Annotated in this window: 16 protein-coding genes; 6 read left to right on the top strand and 10 right to left on the bottom strand. The window is 69.3% G+C overall.

All coding sequences use genetic code 11. The features are described 5' to 3' along the window. Positions 1–177: 177 nt before the first annotated feature. Entirely contained in the window at positions 178–1,779 is a 1,602-nt protein-coding gene (locus tag C8D81_RS11425) for a hypothetical protein (RefSeq protein ID WP_094426433.1), read from the top strand. A 177-nt stretch (positions 1,780–1,956) separates the two neighbouring features. On the opposite strand, the gene C8D81_RS11420 is transcribed toward C8D81_RS11425, so the two are convergent. The 6 genes from C8D81_RS11420 to C8D81_RS11395 form a co-directional block, all read right to left on the bottom strand. Beyond that, positions 1,957–4,992 carry an alpha-mannosidase gene (locus tag C8D81_RS11420; RefSeq protein WP_094431432.1) on the bottom strand — a complete coding sequence of 1,012 codons (3,036 nt, stop codon included), beginning with the start codon at positions 4,990–4,992 and terminating at the stop codon, positions 1,957–1,959. 31 nt (positions 4,993–5,023) lie between these two features. Then, positions 5,024–5,899 carry a carbohydrate ABC transporter permease gene (locus tag C8D81_RS11415; RefSeq protein ID WP_094356915.1) on the bottom strand — a complete coding sequence of 292 codons (876 nt, stop codon included), beginning with the start codon at positions 5,897–5,899 and terminating at the stop codon, positions 5,024–5,026. Next, positions 5,896–6,798 (bottom strand): carbohydrate ABC transporter permease, encoded by a 903-nt coding sequence (locus C8D81_RS11410; protein ID WP_094431434.1) that lies wholly within the window; start codon positions 6,796–6,798, stop codon positions 5,896–5,898. Before C8D81_RS11410 ends, C8D81_RS11415 begins: the two co-directional genes overlap by 4 nt. Positions 6,799–6,806: 8 nt before the next feature. Next, entirely contained in the window at positions 6,807–8,168 is a 1,362-nt protein-coding gene (locus tag C8D81_RS11405) for an extracellular solute-binding protein (RefSeq protein ID WP_133626084.1), read from the bottom strand. A gap of 145 nt (positions 8,169–8,313) precedes the next feature. Beyond that, the gene (locus C8D81_RS11400; protein WP_166646775.1) at positions 8,314–9,489 is read right to left on the bottom strand and encodes an ROK family transcriptional regulator; all 1,176 of its coding nucleotides are present in this window, start codon (positions 9,487–9,489) and stop codon (positions 8,314–8,316) included. A 68-nt stretch (positions 9,490–9,557) separates the two neighbouring features. Further along, complete coding sequence (locus C8D81_RS11395) at positions 9,558–10,496, bottom strand: 2-dehydropantoate 2-reductase (RefSeq protein ID WP_133626083.1); 939 nt, start codon at positions 10,494–10,496, stop codon at positions 9,558–9,560. A 35-nt stretch (positions 10,497–10,531) separates the two neighbouring features. Here C8D81_RS11395 and C8D81_RS11390 point away from each other — a divergent pair, with 35 nt between their 5' ends. After that, positions 10,532–11,098 carry a GNAT family N-acetyltransferase gene (locus C8D81_RS11390; protein WP_094426444.1) on the top strand — a complete coding sequence of 189 codons (567 nt, stop codon included), beginning with the start codon at positions 10,532–10,534 and terminating at the stop codon, positions 11,096–11,098. A gap of 11 nt (positions 11,099–11,109) precedes the next feature. On the opposite strand, the gene C8D81_RS11385 is transcribed toward C8D81_RS11390, so the two are convergent. The 3 genes from C8D81_RS11385 to C8D81_RS11375 all read right to left on the bottom strand — a co-directional run bounded on the left by C8D81_RS11385 (position 11,110) and on the right by C8D81_RS11375 (position 15,536). After that, on the bottom strand, positions 11,110–11,682 hold the full coding sequence (locus tag C8D81_RS11385; RefSeq protein WP_094399740.1) for an META domain-containing protein: 573 nt from the start codon (positions 11,680–11,682) through the stop codon (positions 11,110–11,112). Between the two features lie 131 nt (positions 11,683–11,813). After that, the gene (locus C8D81_RS11380) at positions 11,814–13,178 is read right to left on the bottom strand and encodes an MFS transporter (protein WP_133626082.1); all 1,365 of its coding nucleotides are present in this window, start codon (positions 13,176–13,178) and stop codon (positions 11,814–11,816) included. 42 nt (positions 13,179–13,220) lie between these two features. Beyond that, on the bottom strand, positions 13,221–15,536 hold the full coding sequence (locus C8D81_RS11375; protein ID WP_133626081.1) for a cytochrome P450/oxidoreductase: 2,316 nt from the start codon (positions 15,534–15,536) through the stop codon (positions 13,221–13,223). A gap of 123 nt (positions 15,537–15,659) precedes the next feature. Here C8D81_RS11375 and C8D81_RS11370 point away from each other — a divergent pair, with 123 nt between their 5' ends. From C8D81_RS11370 to C8D81_RS11360, 3 genes are all read left to right on the top strand, one after another. Then, positions 15,660–16,328 carry an IclR family transcriptional regulator gene (locus C8D81_RS11370; protein ID WP_094431451.1) on the top strand — a complete coding sequence of 223 codons (669 nt, stop codon included), beginning with the start codon at positions 15,660–15,662 and terminating at the stop codon, positions 16,326–16,328. Positions 16,329–16,428: 100 nt separating this feature from the next. Next, positions 16,429–17,214, top strand: a complete 786-nt coding sequence (locus tag C8D81_RS11365; RefSeq protein WP_229117669.1) for an aldo/keto reductase — start codon at positions 16,429–16,431, stop codon at positions 17,212–17,214. Between the two features lie 59 nt (positions 17,215–17,273). Beyond that, on the top strand, positions 17,274–17,702 hold the full coding sequence (locus tag C8D81_RS11360) for a VOC family protein (RefSeq protein ID WP_229117608.1): 429 nt from the start codon (positions 17,274–17,276) through the stop codon (positions 17,700–17,702). On the opposite strand, the gene C8D81_RS11355 is transcribed toward C8D81_RS11360, so the two are convergent. Further along, positions 17,684–18,361, bottom strand: coding sequence for a GntR family transcriptional regulator (locus C8D81_RS11355; protein ID WP_133626080.1), 678 nt, complete (start codon positions 18,359–18,361; stop codon positions 17,684–17,686). The genes C8D81_RS11360 and C8D81_RS11355 overlap by 19 nt on opposite strands. 135 nt (positions 18,362–18,496) lie before the next feature. Here C8D81_RS11355 and C8D81_RS11350 point away from each other — a divergent pair, with 135 nt between their 5' ends. After that, the gene (locus C8D81_RS11350) at positions 18,497–19,063 is read left to right on the top strand and encodes a VOC family protein (protein ID WP_094356927.1); all 567 of its coding nucleotides are present in this window, start codon (positions 18,497–18,499) and stop codon (positions 19,061–19,063) included. Positions 19,064–19,075: the final 12 nt, after the last annotated feature.

The following is a 19,075-nucleotide window of genomic DNA, read 5'->3' as shown; positions in this document are numbered from 1 at the left end:
AGGTCGCGCAGCGACCGTGTCGAGATGAACCCCTTCGCCCCTGCGCCCTCACGTTCATCGAGTAGGTCGCGCAGCGACCGTGTCGAGATGAACCCGAAAAGATCTCCCCAAACCCCTTGAGTTATTCGAACACGATGACTAATATTGGATGTAGCAGATGAGAGGAGGTGACCACAGATGACCACCAACCCACGAGTCGACGTCTTCGCAGCGATCCGCGCCGAAAGCGACACCATCGCCCAAGCTTCGGCCCGCCAGCTGGTCGCGATCGCCGCCGCCTGCGACACCTACTCCGGACTCAACACCCACACCGACGAACTCACCGCCCGCGTGCTCCACGGCGAACAACTCGTCTTCCCCGGTGCCGACGGTACGCCCGGCATCACCGAGTTCTTCCACCTCGAGTTGGCGATGTCGCTGGGGTGCTCACCGGAGACCGCGCAGGTCTGGACCGCTGATGTGTTGAATCTGCGGCATCGGCATCCGATCCTGTGGCAGGCCACCTTGGACTGCGACATTCCCGTCTGGGTCGCCCGCGATGTCTCCCGCGCCGCCTTGCACCTGTCCTTCACCCAGGCCCGCGAATTCGACTCCCTCTGGTCACTCCGTCTGGTCAACCTCACTCCAAAGCGCGCGGTCGCGACCACCGAGGCTCAGGTCGCACTGATCCTCAACGACGACAAGGAAGCCGAACGCCAGGCCGCCAAGAAGCACCGCCGCGTCGAGTTCATCCCGAACCGGACCATCGCTGGCATCACCGACCTCTACGCCAACCTCGACGCCGGTGACGCCGCCCAGTTGAATGGGACCCTCGACCGCCTCGCCGACGTGCTCAAAGCCGGTGGCTCGACGGCATCCAGGGACGAGCTGCGGGCCGAAGCCCTGGGTCACCTCGCGCATCCCGAGCGTGCCCGACAACTGCTCCAACCCTCGCTGTTCGACGGCGCGACCGTCACGCCTACGGGTGAGGTGGTCAACCGTGACGGCGAGGTCGTCACCCCCACCTCCGAGCGGTGCCGGCATGGCGCTGAGTTGATCCTGCACGTCCACCAGAAGGACCTCGCCAACCGCCGTGGCGGTGAAGGCGACGCCCTCGGACCGGTCACCCTCCAGCACTTGAAGGAGCTACTGAAGCGCTGCGGCGGGACCGTGAAGGTGCGGCCGGTGATCGACCTGGCCGCGCCGGTCATGGTGAACACCTACCGACCCAGCGACGAGCTCGCCCAGCGGGTGAAGCTCCGCGACCGGTATGTGATGTTCCCCCGATCGAATCGCGGTGCGTTCGGCCGGGGCGTCGATCTCGATCACACGATTCCCGCCCCGGAGGGGCCGACCAGCTCGGGCAACCTGGGGCCGTTGACCCGGGCCTCGCACCGCGCACGAACCCACGCCGGCTATCAGGTCGAACAACCCTCCCCGGGGGTGTTCCACTGGAAAACCCCGGCCGGGCAGGAAGCCTGGGTCAGCGCACACGGGACCTGGGAGCATCCACCACCCGATCACCTGATCAACGATCCCGCGGCGTCGCTCTCCCGAACCGAAAAGCTTCTCTGGGAGACCCTGTGCAACGGGCAGACCCAGTTGGAGAAGGAACAGGCCGAAGCCGAACAAGCAGCCGACGAAGCTCGCGAACGCGAGCGGCTCCGCCGCGCCCGCAAGAACCAACGCCTCCGCGACCTACGCCAGGCTGCCCGCGACCAGGCCAACGCAGCCAAACAGAAGAGGGCGAAGCAGACGGCGAAGCAGACGGCGAAGAAGCCGGCTCCGCCGGAATCCTAGCCTGCCCTGATTCCCAACCAGAGCTAGGTTTCCGCACGCTCATCGAGTAGCTCGGCATGCGCAGCGAAGCGGAGCAATGCCGAGCGTGTCGAGATGAGCAACTCGCCTTCGGTTCATCTCGACACGGTCGCTGCGCGACCTACTCGATGAACGTGCGGGACACGGTCGCCGCGCGAGTTACTCCAGGGACGTGGGTGTGCGCCGGAACCGGAGGGTGCAGAGCTGGAAGGGACGCAGTTCGAGGGTGGCGACCGGGCCGTCGACCGCGCGCAGCACCCGCGGTTCGATGGGGCGCTCCAGCAGATCGGTCTCCAGCACCTCGACAATCTCGAAGTCCGCCGTCACCCTGGCGCGAGCCCGGCCGCCGCGGGACTCGTAACAGCGCACGACCACATCACCCGAACCGTCCTCGGCGAGCTTGACCGCCTCGATCACCACCGCCGGATCGTCGATCGACAACAGCGGCGCCGCCCCGGATCCCGGCGCCGTCCGCAGGGGCAGATTCAACCGGTATCCCTCCTCGATCGCCTCGGCCACACCGGCCCCGACGCGCAGCGTGTACGCCAACCGGTGCCGGCCCTGGTCGGCCTCCGGATCGGGGAACAGCGGCGCCCGCACCACCGAGACACCCAGTCGCGTCGTCGTCCCGCCATCACCCCGGGTGGTTCGGGTGCAGTCGAAGCCATAACTGCAGTCATTCGCCAACGCCACCCCGTAACCCGGCTCACCCACCTGCAGCCAGCGGTGCGCGACGGTCTCGAAACGCGCCGCATCCCAGGAGGTGTTCTCATGCGTCGGCCGTTGCAGATGCCCGAACTGGATCTCCGAGGTCGCCTGCTCCGCGTGCACATCGAGCGCGAAATCGAGCTTCAGCAGCTGCTGCTGTTCGTGCCAGTCGAGCTCCAGTTCCAGTTCGATCGCGGGCCGATCGTCGGCCAACCGCACCGTCTCGACGATCTCCGACCGCCCGGTGACGAAGGTGATCCGCAGGCCATCGGCGAGCGGTTCGATCACGGTCGGCTCGTCGAGTTCACGGGACACCTGACGATAGTGGTGGTCGACATCCCAGGCGTCCCAGCGGTTCGGCACGTCGCGGTGCAGCACCAACCGGGCGGAAGGTTCATCGGGTGCCAGCACCTCACGGTCCGCGGCCAGGTCACGCACCGAAGTCAACCGGCCGTGCTCATCGACCACGGCACGGATCCCGGGGCCGGTGAGCACCCAGTCGCCGCCCTCCTGCTCGACGCGCACCCGCGCCTCGGCACCCGATTCCCGGGCACGCCCGACCCCCAGCGCCGGCACCCCGCGCACCGGGAACGGCCCGGCATTCGCCAGCACCGCATCCTGCGCACCCGCCTCGGATCCCAACGCCGCCAGCGAATCCGCGATGATCCGTTCCAACCCCTGCGCCACCTCGGCATAGTTGCGTTCGGCCTCGCGATGCACCCAGGCGATCGACGACCCGGGCAGGATGTCGTGGAACTGCTGCAGCAGCACGATCCGCCACCAGTGGTCCAGTTCCTCGGCCGGGTACGCGCTGCCGGCGCGGACGGCCGCGGTGGTCGCCCAGAGTTCGGCCTCCCGCAGCAGGTGCTCGCTGCGCCGGTTGCCGGCCTTGGTGCGATGCTGGGAGGTGTAGGTGCCGCGGTGGAACTCCAGATACATCTCACCCCGCCAGACGGGCGGGTCGGCGTACTCCTCCTCCGCGGCGGTGAAGAACTCAGCCGGACTGGACAGGGTGACCTTCGGCGATCCCTCCAGGTCCGCGGTCCGGGCCGCGGCGGCGAGCATCTCCCGGGTCGGGCCACCGCCGCCATCGCCGTAGCCGAAGGGAACCAGCGAGGTGTTCGCCCGGCCCTTCTCGGCGTACTGTCGCTCGGCGCGAGCCAGGTCGGCGGCCGACAGATCGGAGTTGTAGGTGTCGACCGGTGGGAAGTGGGTGAAGATCCGCCGCCCGTCGATGCCCTCCCACCAGAAGGTGTGGTGCGGCATCGTGTTGGTGTCGTTCCAGGAGATCTTCTGGGTCAGGAACCAGCGTTTTCCTGCTGCGGTGGCGATCCCGGGCAGTGACCCGGAGTAGCCGAAGGAGTCCGGCAGCCAGACGTCCAGGGGTTCGACACCGAGCTCGTCGATGAACCAGCGGGTGCCGAGCAGGAACTGCCGCGCCATCGCCTCCCCACCCGGCAGGTTGGTGTCGGACTCCACCCACATGCCACCGGCCGGGACGAAACCCCCGGCATCGACCTGGGCACGGATCCGTTCGAACAGCTCGGGGTAGTGCTCCTTGATCCAGGCGTACTGCTGCGCCGAGGACGCCGCGAATCGCCACCCTGGTTGGGTTTCCAGCAGCTCGATGACGTTGGAGAAGGTTCGCGCGCACTTGCGCACGGTCTCCCGGGTCGGCCACAGCCAGGCCGAATCGATGTGCGCGTGCCCGACCGCGTGCACCCGATGCGCGGAGGCGTACGCCGGGGCGGCGAGCAGGCCGGCGAGTTCGGCACGGCCGGCCGCCGCGGTGCCGGGCACATCGTCCGGGTCGACCGCGTTGATCACCCGCTCGCAACCGGCGAGGATCTCGGCCCGGCGCGGGCTGGTCGCCGGCAGTTCGTCGAGCAGTCCGCGCAGGGTGAGCAGATCGGCGTGCAGCTCGGCGACCGCGAGATCCCGCAACGCGACCTCCACCGAACGCAACCGGTAGAGGGGTTCCGCCCCGGCGGTCTCCTTGTCCCCCATCGGGGTCGGGGTGCGAAAACCGCCGTCGTCGAAGCTGGGGTTCGCCGCCGCCTCGACGAAGACGTCGACCGGCTCGCCCGGCCGGGCATCGGTGGGAACGTGATGGTTCCGGGGCTCGATCCCCTTCAGGATCACCCCGTCGGGGGTGTACGCCGTCGCCTCGGCCTGGAAACCCGGTCCGGAGCCGCTGAAGCCGAGATCGACCAGCAGCTCCACGGCCGTCCCGCTCTGCTCGGCCCACTCGCCCGGAACGCCACCCTGCACCCGGAACCAGGTCGTGCCCCACGGCCGGGCCCAGCCCTGCCCGATGGCGAACTCCTGGAAGGGTTGGCCGACCGCCTCGCTGAACGGGACCGGTTCGTCAGGCACCTGCCAGGCGGTGACCGTCAGCGGCGCCCGACGGCGCCAAAGGGCCGGTTCGATCCGCTCGCTGAGGAAACGGTCCAGCCGAGCAATGGTGTGCTCGGTGCGGTCATGCATGGGTGTCCCTTCGACGACGGTGGATTCGGGGTCAGCCCTTGACCGCGCCGGCCATCGCATTGGCGCCACCGATCAACCGTTGGGCCAGCGCGTAGAGGACGACCACGGGCAGGGAGTAGAGCAGCGAGAAGGCGGCCAACGAACCGTAGGCAACGGTGCCGTACTGCCCGAAGAAGGAGAAGATGGTGACCGCGGCGGGTTGCTTCTCCGGCGACAGCAGCAGCACGAACGGGACGAAGAAGTTTCCCCAGCACTGCACGAAGACATAGACGAAGACGACCGCGAGCCCGGGCCGCATCAGCGGGGTGACGATCGAGACCAGGGTCTGCCGGGCCGAGGCGCCGTCGGTCCAGGCAGCCTCCTCCAGCGACACCGGCACCGAATCCATGAAGTTCTTGGTCATGAAGATCGCCATCGGCAGCGAGGTGGCGGCCAGAAAGAGGGTGCTGGCCAGCAACGAATCCAGCCACTCCAGTTTCACGAACAGGGCGTACACCGGCACCATCATCGCGGTGATCGGCAGGCAGGTGCCGAACAGCACGGCGTACATGAATCCGCGGCCGAACCGGAGCCGGTAGCGAGACAGCGGGTACGCGGTGAGGGTGGCCACCAGTGTCGCGACGGCGGCCGCACCGGCGGAGAGCACGGTGCTGTTCAGCAGCGGCCGCCCGAGCCGATCCCAGCTGATCACCTCGGTGAAGTTGCCCAACCCCGGGGCCTCGGGCAGCCCGGCGACCAGGGTGGCCCGGGTGTCGAAGGACGCGAACACCAACCAGAGCAGGGGAACCAGGAACACCAGACCCAACACGACCAGCGCCGCATCGGCCAGCCCGCGCGCCGAGGTCGCACCGGGCGCGGCCAGGCTGCGGGGCCGGGCCGGACGCTGAACACTCTGCACGGCGGTCACCGATCGACCTCCGAGCGCAGCAGGCGGATGTAGACCAGTGAGAAGAGCGCGCCGATGACCAGCATCACCGTGGCGATGGCGGTGCCGTAACCGACCTCGCCGAACTTGAAGGCGGTCTGGTAGGCGAGCACCGGCAGCGTGGACGAGTCGGTACCGGGGCCGCCACCGGTCATCACATAGATCAACGTGAACACCGAGAGGGTCTGCAGAGTGGTGAGCATCAGGTTGGTGCCGATCGCCCGCCGGATCAGCGGGATGGTGATCCGGAACAGGGTCTGCCGCCGCGACGCGCCGTCCACGGCAGCGGCCTCGGTCAGCTCGTCGGGGATGTCGGCCAGCGCCGCCGAATAGACCATCATCGAGAAGGCGGTGCCCCGCCAGATGTTGGCCAGGATCACCGCCAGCATCGGATGCCGGTAGAGCCACTCGATCGGCGCGATGCCGAGGATCCCCAGGCCCGCGTTCAGGCTGCCGTCGGTCTGGAAGAACGCGTACATGGCGAATGCGGCGACGATCTCCGGCATCACCCAGGCCGCCACGACCAGGGTGCCGACGACGGTCTGCACGGCCCGGTGGGCCCGTCGCTGCAGCACCGCGATGGTGAGCCCGAGGACGTTCTGACCGACGATCGCGCTGCCGATGGTGAACGCCAGGGTGAGCAGGATCGCCCGGGTGAACTCGGGATCGGCGAACAACCGCTCGTAGTTCGCCAGCCCGACGAACCGCGGGAAGCGCGCCGCTCGCCCGGTCAGCGCGGTGTTGGTCAGCGATCCGTAGACCGACCAGATCGCCGGGCCGACCATGAAGATGGCGAGCAGGATCACCGCTGGCAGCAGCGGCACCGAGCGCCACGGATGGCGGCGGGTGCGCCGGGCGGGTGGGAGCGTGGTGGCAGTCATCGACGCGATCAGGCCTTGACGGTCTGCTCCGCACCGACGATCCCGGTCACCGCCTTGTCGTAGGCGGCCGCGGCGGAGGCCACATCGCTCTGCCCGGTCATCACCGCCTCCATCGCGACCATGATGGCGTTCGAGATCTGCGGATAGTCGGCGGTCGCCGGCCGGTAGTGGGTCACCGGCACCAGATCGGTCCAGAATTTCGTGGTGGGGTTGGATTTCAGGTACGCCGGGTCCTCGGCGACGTCCTTGCGGACCGCGATCTGGGAGTCCTCGATGACGAATCCGAGCGAGTTCTCCCGATTCATGCACAGACTGAGGAACTTGAACGCCGCATCGGGGGCCTTGGTGTTCGCCCCCATGGCCAGCGTCCAGCCGCCCGACATCGACACCTTGCCGGGCGAATCGCCCGTCTGGGTGGGCATCGCGGCGGTTCCCATGGTGCTCTCCCAGGCCGGCCAGGCCGCCTTGCCCGACGGCTGCCAGCTGCTCGGCAGCCAGGAGCCGTCGAGGGCGATCGCCAGCTTGCCCTGCGGCAGCAGTTCGCCGGTCACGCGGGTGCTCAGGTTGCTGTCCAGCGCCTGCTGCGGGGTCGGTGCCAGGCCCTCGGTGTAGACGGTGCGGAGGAAATCGAGGGCGTCGGAGAAGCCCTGGGAGCCGACGACCCACTTCTTCGCCTGGTCGTCATAGAGGGTGTTCTTCGTTCCGTACAACAACATCTCGAAGCCCTGCATCACCGCGCCCTCACCCATCGGCTTGCCGGAATAGATGTTGAAGGGGATCACCCCGGGCACCTTCTCCTTGATCGCCCGGGCGGCACCGAGGATCTCGTCCCAGTTCTTCGGCGCCCAGTCACCGGGCAATCCGGCCTGCTGCAGGATCTGCTTGTTGAACCAGAGCCCGCGGGTATCGGTACCGAGCGGGATGCCATACATCTTCCCGTCATCGGCGCGGCCGCCGGTCTTGGCGACCTCGATGTATTCCGACCATTCCGGCCAGCCGTTGAGGTAGTCATCGAGCGGCATCAGATAGCCGGCGCCCACATCGGAGCGGATCATGTAGGTGTCCTCATACATCAGATCCGGTGCGGTGCTCGGGGAGCGGTTCATCAGCGCGAGCTTGGTGAAGTAGTCGTTCTGGCTGGCCTCGATCGGGATCAGCTCGACGGTGAAGTCCGGATTCGCCTGCTCGAAGACGGTCTTCATCTTCGTGAACAGGGAATCCGCTGCCGTCGCATTGCCGAACTTCTGGTACGCCACCTTGAGCGTGCCGCTGTTGGCACTGCCGGATCCGCCCGAGCCACAGGCGCTGAGGCCGGTGACGGCGGTGCCGGCGAGGCCGGCCATTCCGGCGAGAAAGGTACGTCGACGCATGGGGACTCCTTCGGCCGCGGCGTCCGGGGAACTGATCGGGCAGGTTAATCCATTACTTGGATAAACCCAGTAGAGCGACGCGGATTCCCGCTGTCAAGAGATTCCCGAGGTCGTTTCAGAACGTTGCTGAACCGTGTCGTGGCACTCAGTCGATCAGCAGCAGCGAGGTCGGACGCAGCGAGAGCGCGTCCTCCAGCACCAGCGAGGCGGCGCCGATGGCGGCCACGTCCTCCCCCAGCCGGGTGCTGTGCACCCGGATCGGATGCACCTGCCGCATCGCGGCACGTGCGTGCAGATCCTTGCGTACAACGGGTTCCAGCCGATGCTGCAACCGGTCCCAGTAGGGGCCGCCGAAGACCACCTCGTCGGCATCGAGCAGATCGCAGACCTGGATCACCGCGCGGGCGAGCAGCTCCCCGGCATGGTCGAGGACCGCGGCGGCGGCCGGATCCCCCTCGGCGGAGCGTCGGCACAGCTCGGTGACCGCGTCGTCGACGGCTCGGCGGCTCTCGGGCAGCGGGGGCGTGAGCACCCCGGCGGCCAACCCCGCGGCCACCAGCTGCCGGGGACCGAGTGCCTGCGACAGCACCCCGGGTTCCCCGCAGTCACAGGCGGCGCCGTGCGGGTCCACCATCAGGTGGCCGACCTCGCCGACATTGTTGGAGGCCCCGCGCAACACCTCACCGCGGTGCACCAAGCCGGCCCCCATCCCGGTGCCGAGATACCAGAAGACGAAGGTGCGCGGATCCCCATCGGTCCGCACCCAGTCCTCGGCGACGGCGGCGGCCAGCACGTCCTTCTCCAGCAGGACCGGCAGCGCCAGGGCCGCGGCGAGCCGGTCCCGCAACGGAACGCGGCGCCAGCCGTCGAGCAGCGGCGGTTCGACCAGGGTCCCGGTCTCCACCTCGACCGGGCCCGGCGCAGCCACCCCGACCCCGGTGACGGTGCCCGGGTCGATCTCGGCCTCGGTGATGAGCCGGTGCACGGCCTCGGTGATGCTGCGGACGACCCGACCCGGGCTGCCGGTCGGCGTACGCCGCTGGGCGCGGGCCACCACCCGGCCCAGCAGATCGGTGACCACCAGGGTGATCAGCAGCGGATCCAGATGGACCCCGATCGCGTGCATGCCACCGGGAGCGAGGCCGAGCAGGGTGCGCGGTTTGCCCGGCCCGGTGCCGACCTGACCACGTTCCTCGATCAGCCCCCGTTCCAGCAGTCGGCGGGTCAGATTGGAGATCGTCTGCGGAGTCAGTCCGGTGGAGGCGGCCAACTCGACCCGGCTGGTGCCCTGCGGATTGCGGCGTACCCAGTCGATCACCACGCGCTGATTCCAGTCGCCGATGCGCGGGATGTTGGTTCCGCGGCTCCCGGGGGCCTGCGGAGCGGGCGTCATGGTGCCTGGGCCGCCCGCACCGCGGCGTGCTCGGCGCGGACCGCGAGCACCTCGTAACCCAGCTCGTGCAGCGGTACCGGGACGCCGGCGACCGCGGCCAACCGGACCAGGGCACCCAGCACCGATTCGAGCTCGCTGGGTACGCCGGCGGCCAGGTCGCGCTGCAGCGAGGTGGTGGCGCCCTCCGGCAGCTGGTCGCAGAAGGCGAGCGTGCGGGTCTCGACATCGGGCGGCAGGTCGATGCCGGCCGCCCGGCCCACCGCCACCGCCTCACCGATCGCGCGCTGCAGCAACTCGCGCAGCCCCGGCCGGCTGCGGATCACACCGATGGGCTCGGCGGTGAGCGCGCCGAGCAGGCCGGAGGGGGCGAAGAACACATACTTCTGCCAGAGCTCGGACCAGATGTCGGCGGGCTCGACGACGGTCACCCCGGCCTCGCTGAACGCGTCGCGGAGGGCCTCCAGCCGATCGGTCTCGGCATTGTTCGGCTCGGAGAATGCGATCGAACCCGGCCCGCCGCGATGATCGATCACCCCGCGTTCGGCGAGCTGGGTGAAGATCCGGACGATGCCGGGCAGCACCGCACCCTCGCCGACCACCTCGGCGACGCGTCGCGGGGCGTCGACGCCGTTCTGCATGGTGATCACCGCGGTGAGCGGGCCGACCAGGTCGGGCAGCTGGGGCAGTACCGCATCGAGCTGCGGGGTCTTCACGCAGAGCAGCACCGCATCGACCGGGCCGATCTCGGCCGGGTCGTCGGTCGCGGTCACCTGCGGCAGCTCGATCTCGGTCTGCCCGGTGATCCGCAATCCGTTCTCCCGCAGGGTTTCCAGCGTCCGGCCGCGGGCCAGATAGCTGACCTGGTGACCGTCGCGCTGCAGCAACCCGCCGAAGTATCCACCCAGGCTGCCCGCACCGACCACCGCAAATCTCATGGCGACATGCTAGAGCCGGCTGGCAGGATCGCGGCATGGAGTTCACCGAGTCGAGCTGGCCCCGGCGTACCGAACGGCTCACCGTGCGGCCGTTGACCGAGGCGGATCTCGACGCGATGTTCGCCTATCGGAGCCAACCGGCGGTCTATGAGTGGATCGGCCGGGCGTACACCGATCCGGCCGCGTTCCGCGAGCGGATGCTCACCCTGTTCGCCGATCCGGCCCTGCTGAACCTGGCCATCGAGCTCGACGGCGCGCTGGTCGGTGACGCCTTCCTGAAGCTGACCGACGGCTGGGCACAGGACGATCTGGCGCCGGCCCGGCGCAGCCAGGCCGAGTTCGGGTACGCGATCGACCCCGGGTATGCGGGCCGCGGGTTCGCCACCGAGGTGTCCCGGGAGCTGATCCGGATCGCTTTCACCGAGCTCGGGTTGCGCCGGCTCACCGCCGGTTGTTTCGCCGACAATCAAGCCAGTCGCCGGGTGCTAGAGAAGGCCGGGTTGCGGCTGGAAGCCGTTACCCGCAAGGAATGCCTGCACCGCGACCGCGGCTGGCTGGATGGTTGCCTGTTCGCGATCCTGGCCGAGGAGTGGACCGGCTGACCCTCGGCGGCTCAGCGCTGGCCGGGTGCCGGGGTGAGCGGCGGTTCGACCGGTCCGCTCGGAGCCGGGGGCGGCTGGGGCGTACTCGTGTCGCGGACCAGGACGAGCCGCCGTTCCCCATCGATCAGGGTGAACCGGCCGCGCTCCAGGAACCACTGCGGGTCGCCCTCGAGCAGCTCGGCGACGGCGCGTTCCTGGGCCATCAGCTCCTCGGGACACCCCATCATCGTCGAGGTGAGGCCATCGGTGATCAGCGTGTTGCCCTCGATGCGGTAGCTGCCGCCCATCGTGTTGCAGCCGGGGAGCACGCCGATCCGGTCGGCCTGCAGGGTCAGCCGCGGCTCCTTGCCGGGTACGAGGGCGGCCGGGGAGAGTTCGACCGCCTGCCAGCGGCCCTGCAGCTCGGCCGGGTCGACCACCGGCGGGGTCGGGTCGCTGGGCGGAGTCGCCGGCGGCGTACTCGCCGGGCCGTTGGACCCGCCACCGGCCGGTTCGGCGGGAACCGAACCGGCACAGCCGGTGAGCAGCAGGCTGGCCAGGACCGGGGCGATCAGGACGGGGGTGATGAACGCGTGAATCCTCATACTCCTCTCCACGAGTCGGCCCTCCGGATTGGTTCCGCCGGCTCCGGAATCGATCCGAAAGTTCTGATCCCTTGGGTCACAGTTCACAGTGCAGGGGCCTTGCGACCGTGCATAACACCTGACATCTTCGGCTACCGGGTGGTCGGAATCGGGACGGGGTCGTAGGGGCCGGTGTCGTTGTCGTGGAGGTCGCGGCCGGCGGTCTCCTTGGCGGTGACGAGCGCGATGATGGTGACGAGCATGGTGACGGCCAGGTAGGCGACGACGGCCCAGGTGCCGTAGCGGGTGGACAGCCAGAGGGCGATCAGCGGGGCCGGGGCGCCGGCGATGATCGAGGAGCCCTGGAAGACCAGCGAGGAGCCGCCGTAGCGATAGCGGGTCGGGAACAGTTCGGTGATCCAGGCGGCCTCCGGGCCAGCCAGCATGCCGTGCAGGGTGGCGCCGACGATGACGCCGACCGCCAGCAGAGGGACCGAGTTGCTGCCGACCATCCAGAAGAACACCGGGGCCCAGACCAGCAGGGCCACCGAGGGCACGAGCATCGCGACCTTGCGGCCCACCTTGTCCGACCACCAGCCGGCGACCACCATGCCGAGAAACTGGCCGACCGAGGCGGCGGTCACCACCTTGAGCACCGTCGGTGTCGAATAGCCGTGCACCTTGGTGGCGTAGGAGAGCACGAAGATCGTGTAGACGTAGAAGGCGACGTTCTCACCGAGGCGTACGCCGAGTCCGTGCAGCACCGCGCGCGGGCGGCGCAGCGCCTGGATGATCGAGGACCGCGGCCGCTGGCTGGCGACCTGTTCGGCGTGCTGCTGGGCGGCGCGGAAGACCGGCGATTCCTCCACCCCGTGCCGGACCCAGAAGCCGAAGATCAGCAGCGGGATCGCCAGCCAGAACGCGACCCGCCAGCCCCATTGCTGGAAGGCCTCACCGGGGAAGATCAGCTGCAGCACGGTGACCACGACGGTGGCCAGCACGGTGCCGATCGGGGCGCCGGCCTGCGGCCAGGAGGCCCAGAAACCGCGCTTCTCGCGTTCCCCGTATTCGCTGACCAGCAGCACCGCGGCGCCGAACTCGCCGCCGAGGGCGAAGCCCTGGATCAGCCGCAGCACCACGAGCAGCACGGTGGCGAGGATGCCGGCGCTCTGCAGCGTGGGCAGGAACCCGATCGCCGCGGTGGCCGCGCCCAGCATCAAGAAGGTGGTCACCAGCATCGGTTGTCGGCCGAACCGGTCACCGAGGTGCCCGAAGACGATGCCACCGAGCGGCCGGGCCACGAACCCCAGACCCATCGTCGCCAAGGCGGACAAGGTGGCGACGATCGGGTCCCTGCTCGCGAAGAACAGCGGACCGAGCACGGTCGCGGCGAGCACCCCGTAGAGCGCGAAGTCATACCACTCGAGCACCGCGCCGACCATCGAGCCGGCCATCACCCGACCGAAGCCGCGGGGTCTGGTGGATTTCCCCGGTGTTTCCACCTCTGCTGTCGCCATTGACCTTTTCCTTTCTGAACTGCATTTCCAGCGGTTGCGGCCCTAGAGCCCGAGGGTGAGTGAGTCCCCGCGGGCGCGGGAGCAGCACGACATCATCGATCGATTGGCGGCCCGTTCACCGGCGTCCAGGACGAGATCGCGGTGGTCGACCTCCCCGGCCAGGACCGGCACCTCGCAGGTGCCGCAGAGCCCCTCCTCGCAGTCCGAGGGGACATCCAGGTTGGCCGCGCGCAGGGTGTCCAGCACGGTCCGATCGGGGGGCACGACCAACGTCTGTCCGGAGTCGGCGAGCCGGAGTTCGAAGGCATGCTCCGTGCTCGGGTCGAGCTCGCCGAGGGTGGAGGTGAAGTGTTCGACATGCAGGCGCTCGGCCGGTACCAGCTCGGCGAGCGCCGCCAGCAGCCGTTGCGGGCCGCAGGCGTACACCTCCGCATTCCCTGCCGCAGCGAGGATCGCGGCATACTCGGCGCGGTGCCCCTCATCGGCGGCATGCACCACCAGGGCCTCGCCGTGATCGGCCCGCAGTCGCTCCAGCAGCGCCATCGTCTGCCGGCTGCGTCCGGAATAGTGCAGGGTGTACGCCCGGCCCGCGGCCCGCAGCGCATGGGCCATCGCCGCGATCGGGGTGATCCCGATCCCGCCGGCGATCAGCAGCACCGGTGTCTGCGGAGCCACCTCGCCCCGGTCGAGCCGGAAGTGGTTGCTGGGGCCGCGGACCCGCCAGTCGGCACCGACGCGGGTGTGTTCGTGCAGCCAGCGCGAACCGCCCCGGCCGGCGTCCTCGCGGAGCACCGCGACCTCCCAGTACGGACCGGGTCGACCGCACAGCGAATACTGCCGGGAGCGCTGCTTGCCACCGGCATCGGTGCCGCACTGCACATCGAGGTGCGCCCCGGGATTCCAGGCCGGCAACGGTTTCCCGCTCGGGTCGGCGAGCACCACCCGGGTCACCTCGGGGGTCTCGGGGATCACCTCGACGACCCGCAGGGTGCGGCCCAGGGTGTGCCGGGAGGGTTCGCCGATCCGCAGCAGTCGTCGCTGCTGCAGGATCTCCGGCGCGGTGCGCTCGGGGTTCTGCTCGGGATCCCACTCCACCAGCAGCCGTTCCGGCCCGCGGAAGGAGGTGTTCGGGACGAAGGTGAACTCCTGCTCGGCCAGGCGCAGGTGCGGCAACCGGGTGGTGAGTTCTTCGAGGAAGACCTGCAGTTCCATCCGGGCCAGATTCTTGCCCAGGCACTGATGCGCGCCGTAGCCGAAGGTGAGATGGTCCGAGGCCTCGGTGCGATACACGTCGAAGTCGTCGGCGTTCTCGAACCGGTCCGCGTCATGGTTCGCCGAGGCCTGCACGATCAGCAGCTTCGAGCCCCGGGGGATCGGTACGCCGCCCACCTCGGTGTCGGCGAGCGCGATCCGCCGCCAGGCCGCCACCGACCCCCGCAACCGCAGGCATTCCTCGACGGCATTGGGAATCAGCGACGGGTCGGCGCAGAGCTGCTGCCAGCGCTCGGGCTCCTCGAGCAGCAACCGGACCGCGTTCGCACCGGCATGGGCGGTGGTCTCGTGGGCGGCGACGATGCCGGCCATCATCATCGAGTGCAGATAGGAGTCGTGCACCGTCTCCTGCCCGACCGGGCAGCCCTGCGCGCGCTCGTCGCGTTGCACCCGGATCGAGTAGGGCATCCAGCCGGGCCGGTCGGGGTTGGCCCGCATCCGCTCCAGCACGCCCCCGGCGTACTGCCAGAACCTGCCGACCTGGTGGGCGACCGCGACCTGTTCCTCCGGCGCCGGGCGACCCCAGGTGTTCACCGTGTGGGCGACCGAGAACTCCTTCAGCGGCCCCATGTCCTCCTCGGGGATGCCCATGAAGTGCATCGCCACGGTGAGCGGGACGAAATAGAGCATCTCGGCGACCAGATCCGCGGATCCGGCGTCCACGAAGGAATCCACGGCCTCCCGGGCCAGCCGGCGGACCATCTCCTCGTGCGGGGCCAGCGCCTCGGCGGTGAACGGCTCCATCAGCGCCCGGCGGCGGCGCATGTGATCGGGTTCGTCCTCGTTGACCAGGGTGCGATTCATCCCGTAGTCGTAACCGCGGAGCACCTCATCGGCGGCCTCGACGGTCGGGGTGATCTTCTCCAGCGCGATCGCCGGGGAGAAGTGCGCGTGGTCGCGGAACACGGCCTTCACGTCCTGGTACCGGGTCACCACCCAGTAGCCGAGCTTCGGCGAGAAGAAGACCGGTTCCTGCTCCCTGCTCCAGCGCAATGCCTCGGCCGGATCCACCTGGTAGTCACCGGTGAACGGGTCGAAGGCGGCGGCATTGGCCGAGGGGAGATGGCCGGACACCGGGCAGGACATCGACAGGCCCCCTACGCTTGTCACATCGTTGTGTCGAATAACGCACACTTGGTTTCGCTCAGCGCACGCACTGTAATGGGCCGGTGCCCACCGGGCAAGGCTCTGGGGCGGTTAGGAGTTCCGATGACGACATTGCAGACCCTGGACCGCGGGCTGCGGCTGCTCGACGAGGTCGCCGCGCACCCCGGTGGGATCTCGGTCGCCGAGCTCGGTGCGCGGCTCGAGCTGCACCGGACCATCTGCTATCGCGTGGTGGCCACCCTGGCCGAGCACGGCCTGGTGCACCGCGGTGAGGACGGCCGGGTCCGGCTGGCGGCCGGGGTGCTCGGGCTCGCGGCCCGGTTCGCGCCGGCCCTGCGCAGCGCGGCCCGGCCGGTGCTGGCCCGGCTCGCCGCCGAGACCGGTGCCACCTCCTATCTGGCGGTCGCCGAGCAGGAGAGCTGTGTCGTCGCGCTCACCCACGAGCCGCCGACCGAGTCGCTGCGGGTCGCCTACCGGGTGGGTGCCCGGCACCCGCTGACCCGGGGCGCCTCCGGGGTGGCGATCCTGGCCGCGCGGCCCGAGCAGGCCGACGATCCGGAATCGGTACGCCGGGCCCGCGAGCTGGGCCATGCGGTCACCCGCGGCGAGCTGGAACCGGGCGCGGTCGGCGTCGGCTGCGGGCTCGGCCTGCCCGACGACCACGAGGATCTGGAGTGCAGCGTCGGGGTCGTCGCGTTGGCCGGACTGGACGCCGACGCCGCCGCCGTCCGGGTGCGGGCCGCGGCAGCGGAGCTGCGGCGGGTGCTCTGAGGCGTACCCCCCACGGGGGTCGGGCCGATCGGGCCGAGGGTTACCGTTGTTGATGCGACAAATCATCTTGGCAGCTGGAGAATCCGTCCCCGTGCTGGGCATGGGGACCTGGGGCTGGGGCGAGGACCCCGGCCGCCGAAGAGCCGAGATCGCGGCCCTGCACACCGGCCTGGATCTCGGCATGAGGTTGGTCGACACCGCCGAGATGTACGCCGACGGCGGCGCGGAGGAGGTCCTCGGGGAGGCGCTGGCGGGTCGCCGTGACGAGGCGTTCGTGGTCAGCAAGGTGCTGCCGTCGAACGCGTCCCGTTCCGGCACGATCGCGGCATGCGAGCGCAGTCTGGAACGCCTGCGCACCGACCGGATCGATCTCTACCTGCTGCACTGGCAGGGCGGGCACCCGCTGGCGGACACGCTCGCGGCGTTCGAGCAGCTGATCACCGACGGGACGATCCGGTCCTGGGGTGTCAGCAACTTCGACCGGGCCGCACTCGCCGAGCTGCAGGACGTCCCGGGCAGCGACGGGCTGGCCACCGACCAGGTGCTCTACAACCTGTCGCGGCGCGGGCCGGAGTACGACCTGCTGCCCTGGTGCGCCGACCACGACCTGCCGGTGATGGCCTACTCGCCGATCGAACAGGGCCGTATCCTGAACGACCCGACGCTCGCCGAGGTCGCCGACGCGCACGGGATCAGCCCGGCAGCGGCCGCCCTGGCCTGGGTGCTGCGCCGCGAGTCGATCTGTGCGATCCCCAAGGCGAGCACCCCGGAGCACGTCCGCGACAACGCCACCGCGCTGGACACCGAGCTCACCCCGGACGACCTGGCGGCGCTGGATCGGGCCTTCCCGGCGCCGAGTGGACCGCAACCACTGGAGATGCTGTGAGGCAGTAGCGTCGGCGTACCGAACCGATCTCCAGCCGAACCGATCTCCAGGAGGACGCCGTGACGACCAGCCCGCTGCCCCCGATGCACCTGGCCATCCCCGTGCAGAACATCGAGGAGGCCCGCGACTTCTATGGCGGCGTGCTCGGGCTGGCCCGCGGTCGCTCCGACACCCGGTGGACCGACTGGAATTTCCACGGCCACCAGCTGGTCACCCACGAGGTCACCGAGCCGCCCCGGTCCGCGCCGACGAATCCGGTGGACGGCCATGACGTCCCGGTCCCGCACTTCGGGCTGGTGCTGCCGGTGCCGGAGTTCCACGCGCTGGCCGAGCGGATCCGCGATGCCGGGGTCGAGTTCGTGATCGAACCCTATCTGCGGTTCGAGGGGCAGCCCGGTGAGCAGTGGACGATGTTCTTCGTCGACCCCTCGGGCAACAATCTCGAGTTCAAGGCGTTCGCCGACCCGGATCAGCTCTTCGCCGTCTGACCGAGCGCGGCGATCGCGGTCTGCTCGTTGAACGCCAGGTGCGCATCGAGGGCCGCGCCGGCGCGTTCGGGGTCTCGGGAGCGGAACGCATCCAGCAGCACCTCGTGGGCGACCCGGCGGCGGGTGTGTTCCTCGGGGTCCGGGTCGAGGGTGCGGAAGCCGATCCGGACATAGCGCTCGGTCGCCCGCCACAGGGTGCGCAGCATCCGCAGATCCCAGCTGCTCGCCGCCGGCGCCAGCAGCGCCTCGTGGAACTCGTGATGGGCGTCATAGATCGCGTCGATGCCCTCGTCGGGGTCGCCGAAATCGCGGGCCACCGCGGCCAGTCGGTCGAGCTCCGGCTCGGCGACCAGGGTCACCGAACGGCGCGCCAGGGCGGGTTCGAGGGTACGCCGCAGCCGATAGATGGCGTGCAGGTCATCCAGGTCGAGCGGGGCGACGATCGCGCTGCGACCCGGGCGGATGACCACCAGGCCCTCGCCCTCCAGCTGCCGCAGGGCCTCGCGTACCGGAATGAAACTCACCCCGAGCATCGCCGCGATCTCCCGCAGCGAGAAGCTCTGTCCGGGTGCCAGATCGCCCGAGACGATCGAGCGGCGCAACTCGGTCGCCACCTTCTCGGTCACCGAACTCGACTCGATCTGCCGGACCGCCGCCATGGCATCCCCCTTGATTCGAGGCTCGGTACGTGGGCCCCGTGACGCTATCACTCCGCGCCGTCCGGCCCTTGTTGTTATCACATATAGCGCTTACCGTGGGCGGAGCAACGAACAGTCCAAGGGAGGGCGATTCAGATGGCTGCCACGCCGAAGTTCGCACATGTGGTGCTGCAGACCGGCCAGCCGGACGCGATGCGCGACTGGTACACCGGCGTACTCGACGGAAAAGTGGTGTTCGCCGACGACACCCTGACCTTCATCGCCTACGACGAGGAGCACCATCGCGTCGCGCTGCTGCACCCGCCGATCGACATGCAGAAGAAGACCCCGACGACCTCCGGGATGCACCACGTGGCCTACACCTTCGACAGCATCGACACACTGCTCGATCGCTACCAGCTACTCCGCGACCGTGGCATCGAACCGGCCGTCTGCGTCAATCACGGCATCACCACCTCGCTGTACTACCGGGACCCGGACCGCAACTTCGTGGAGCTGCAGATCGACGTCCTCGAACCCGAGGCCGCGACCGAATACCTGAACGGGCCGGACTATCAGGAGGATTCGATCGGACCGGCCTTCGATCCGCAGGAGATGCTGGCCGCACGGCGCGGCGGCGCCTCGGTCGATGAACTCACCGCACGCAGCTGGGCGAAGAAGTTCGACCTGCCGCCGGCGATCCACGTCATGATGGGTGAATGAGCGCGCCGGTTC

The organism is Enemella evansiae (assembly GCF_004362375.1).
GTDB classification, from domain to species: Bacteria; Actinomycetota; Actinomycetes; order Propionibacteriales; family Propionibacteriaceae; genus Enemella; species Enemella evansiae.
Note: the sequence above shows the minus strand (reverse complement) of the source record. Positions and strands in the feature narration are given on the sequence as shown.

Coding starts and splice junctions, on each gene's coding strand:
- C8D81_RS11425 (WP_094426433.1), top strand. CDS start 178: ATGACCACCAACCCACGAGTCGACGTCTTCGCAGCGATCCGCGCCGAA.
- C8D81_RS11420 (WP_094431432.1), bottom strand. CDS start 4,992: ATGCATGACCGCACCGAGCACACCATTGCTCGGCTGGACCGTTTCCTC.
- C8D81_RS11410 (WP_094431434.1), bottom strand. CDS start 6,798: ATGACTGCCACCACGCTCCCACCCGCCCGGCGCACCCGCCGCCATCCG.
- C8D81_RS11405 (WP_133626084.1), bottom strand. CDS start 8,168: ATGCGTCGACGTACCTTTCTCGCCGGAATGGCCGGCCTCGCCGGCACC.
- C8D81_RS11395 (WP_133626083.1), bottom strand. CDS start 10,496: ATGAGATTTGCGGTGGTCGGTGCGGGCAGCCTGGGTGGATACTTCGGC.
- C8D81_RS11390 (WP_094426444.1), top strand. CDS start 10,532: ATGGAGTTCACCGAGTCGAGCTGGCCCCGGCGTACCGAACGGCTCACC.
- C8D81_RS11385 (WP_094399740.1), bottom strand. CDS start 11,682: ATGAGGATTCACGCGTTCATCACCCCCGTCCTGATCGCCCCGGTCCTG.
- C8D81_RS11380 (WP_133626082.1), bottom strand. CDS start 13,178: ATGGCGACAGCAGAGGTGGAAACACCGGGGAAATCCACCAGACCCCGC.
- C8D81_RS11375 (WP_133626081.1), bottom strand. CDS start 15,536: ATGTCCTGCCCGGTGTCCGGCCATCTCCCCTCGGCCAATGCCGCCGCC.
- C8D81_RS11370 (WP_094431451.1), top strand. CDS start 15,660: ATGACGACATTGCAGACCCTGGACCGCGGGCTGCGGCTGCTCGACGAG.
- C8D81_RS11365 (WP_229117669.1), top strand. CDS start 16,429: ATGGGGACCTGGGGCTGGGGCGAGGACCCCGGCCGCCGAAGAGCCGAG.
- C8D81_RS11355 (WP_133626080.1), bottom strand. CDS start 18,361: ATGGCGGCGGTCCGGCAGATCGAGTCGAGTTCGGTGACCGAGAAGGTG.
- C8D81_RS11350 (WP_094356927.1), top strand. CDS start 18,497: ATGGCTGCCACGCCGAAGTTCGCACATGTGGTGCTGCAGACCGGCCAG.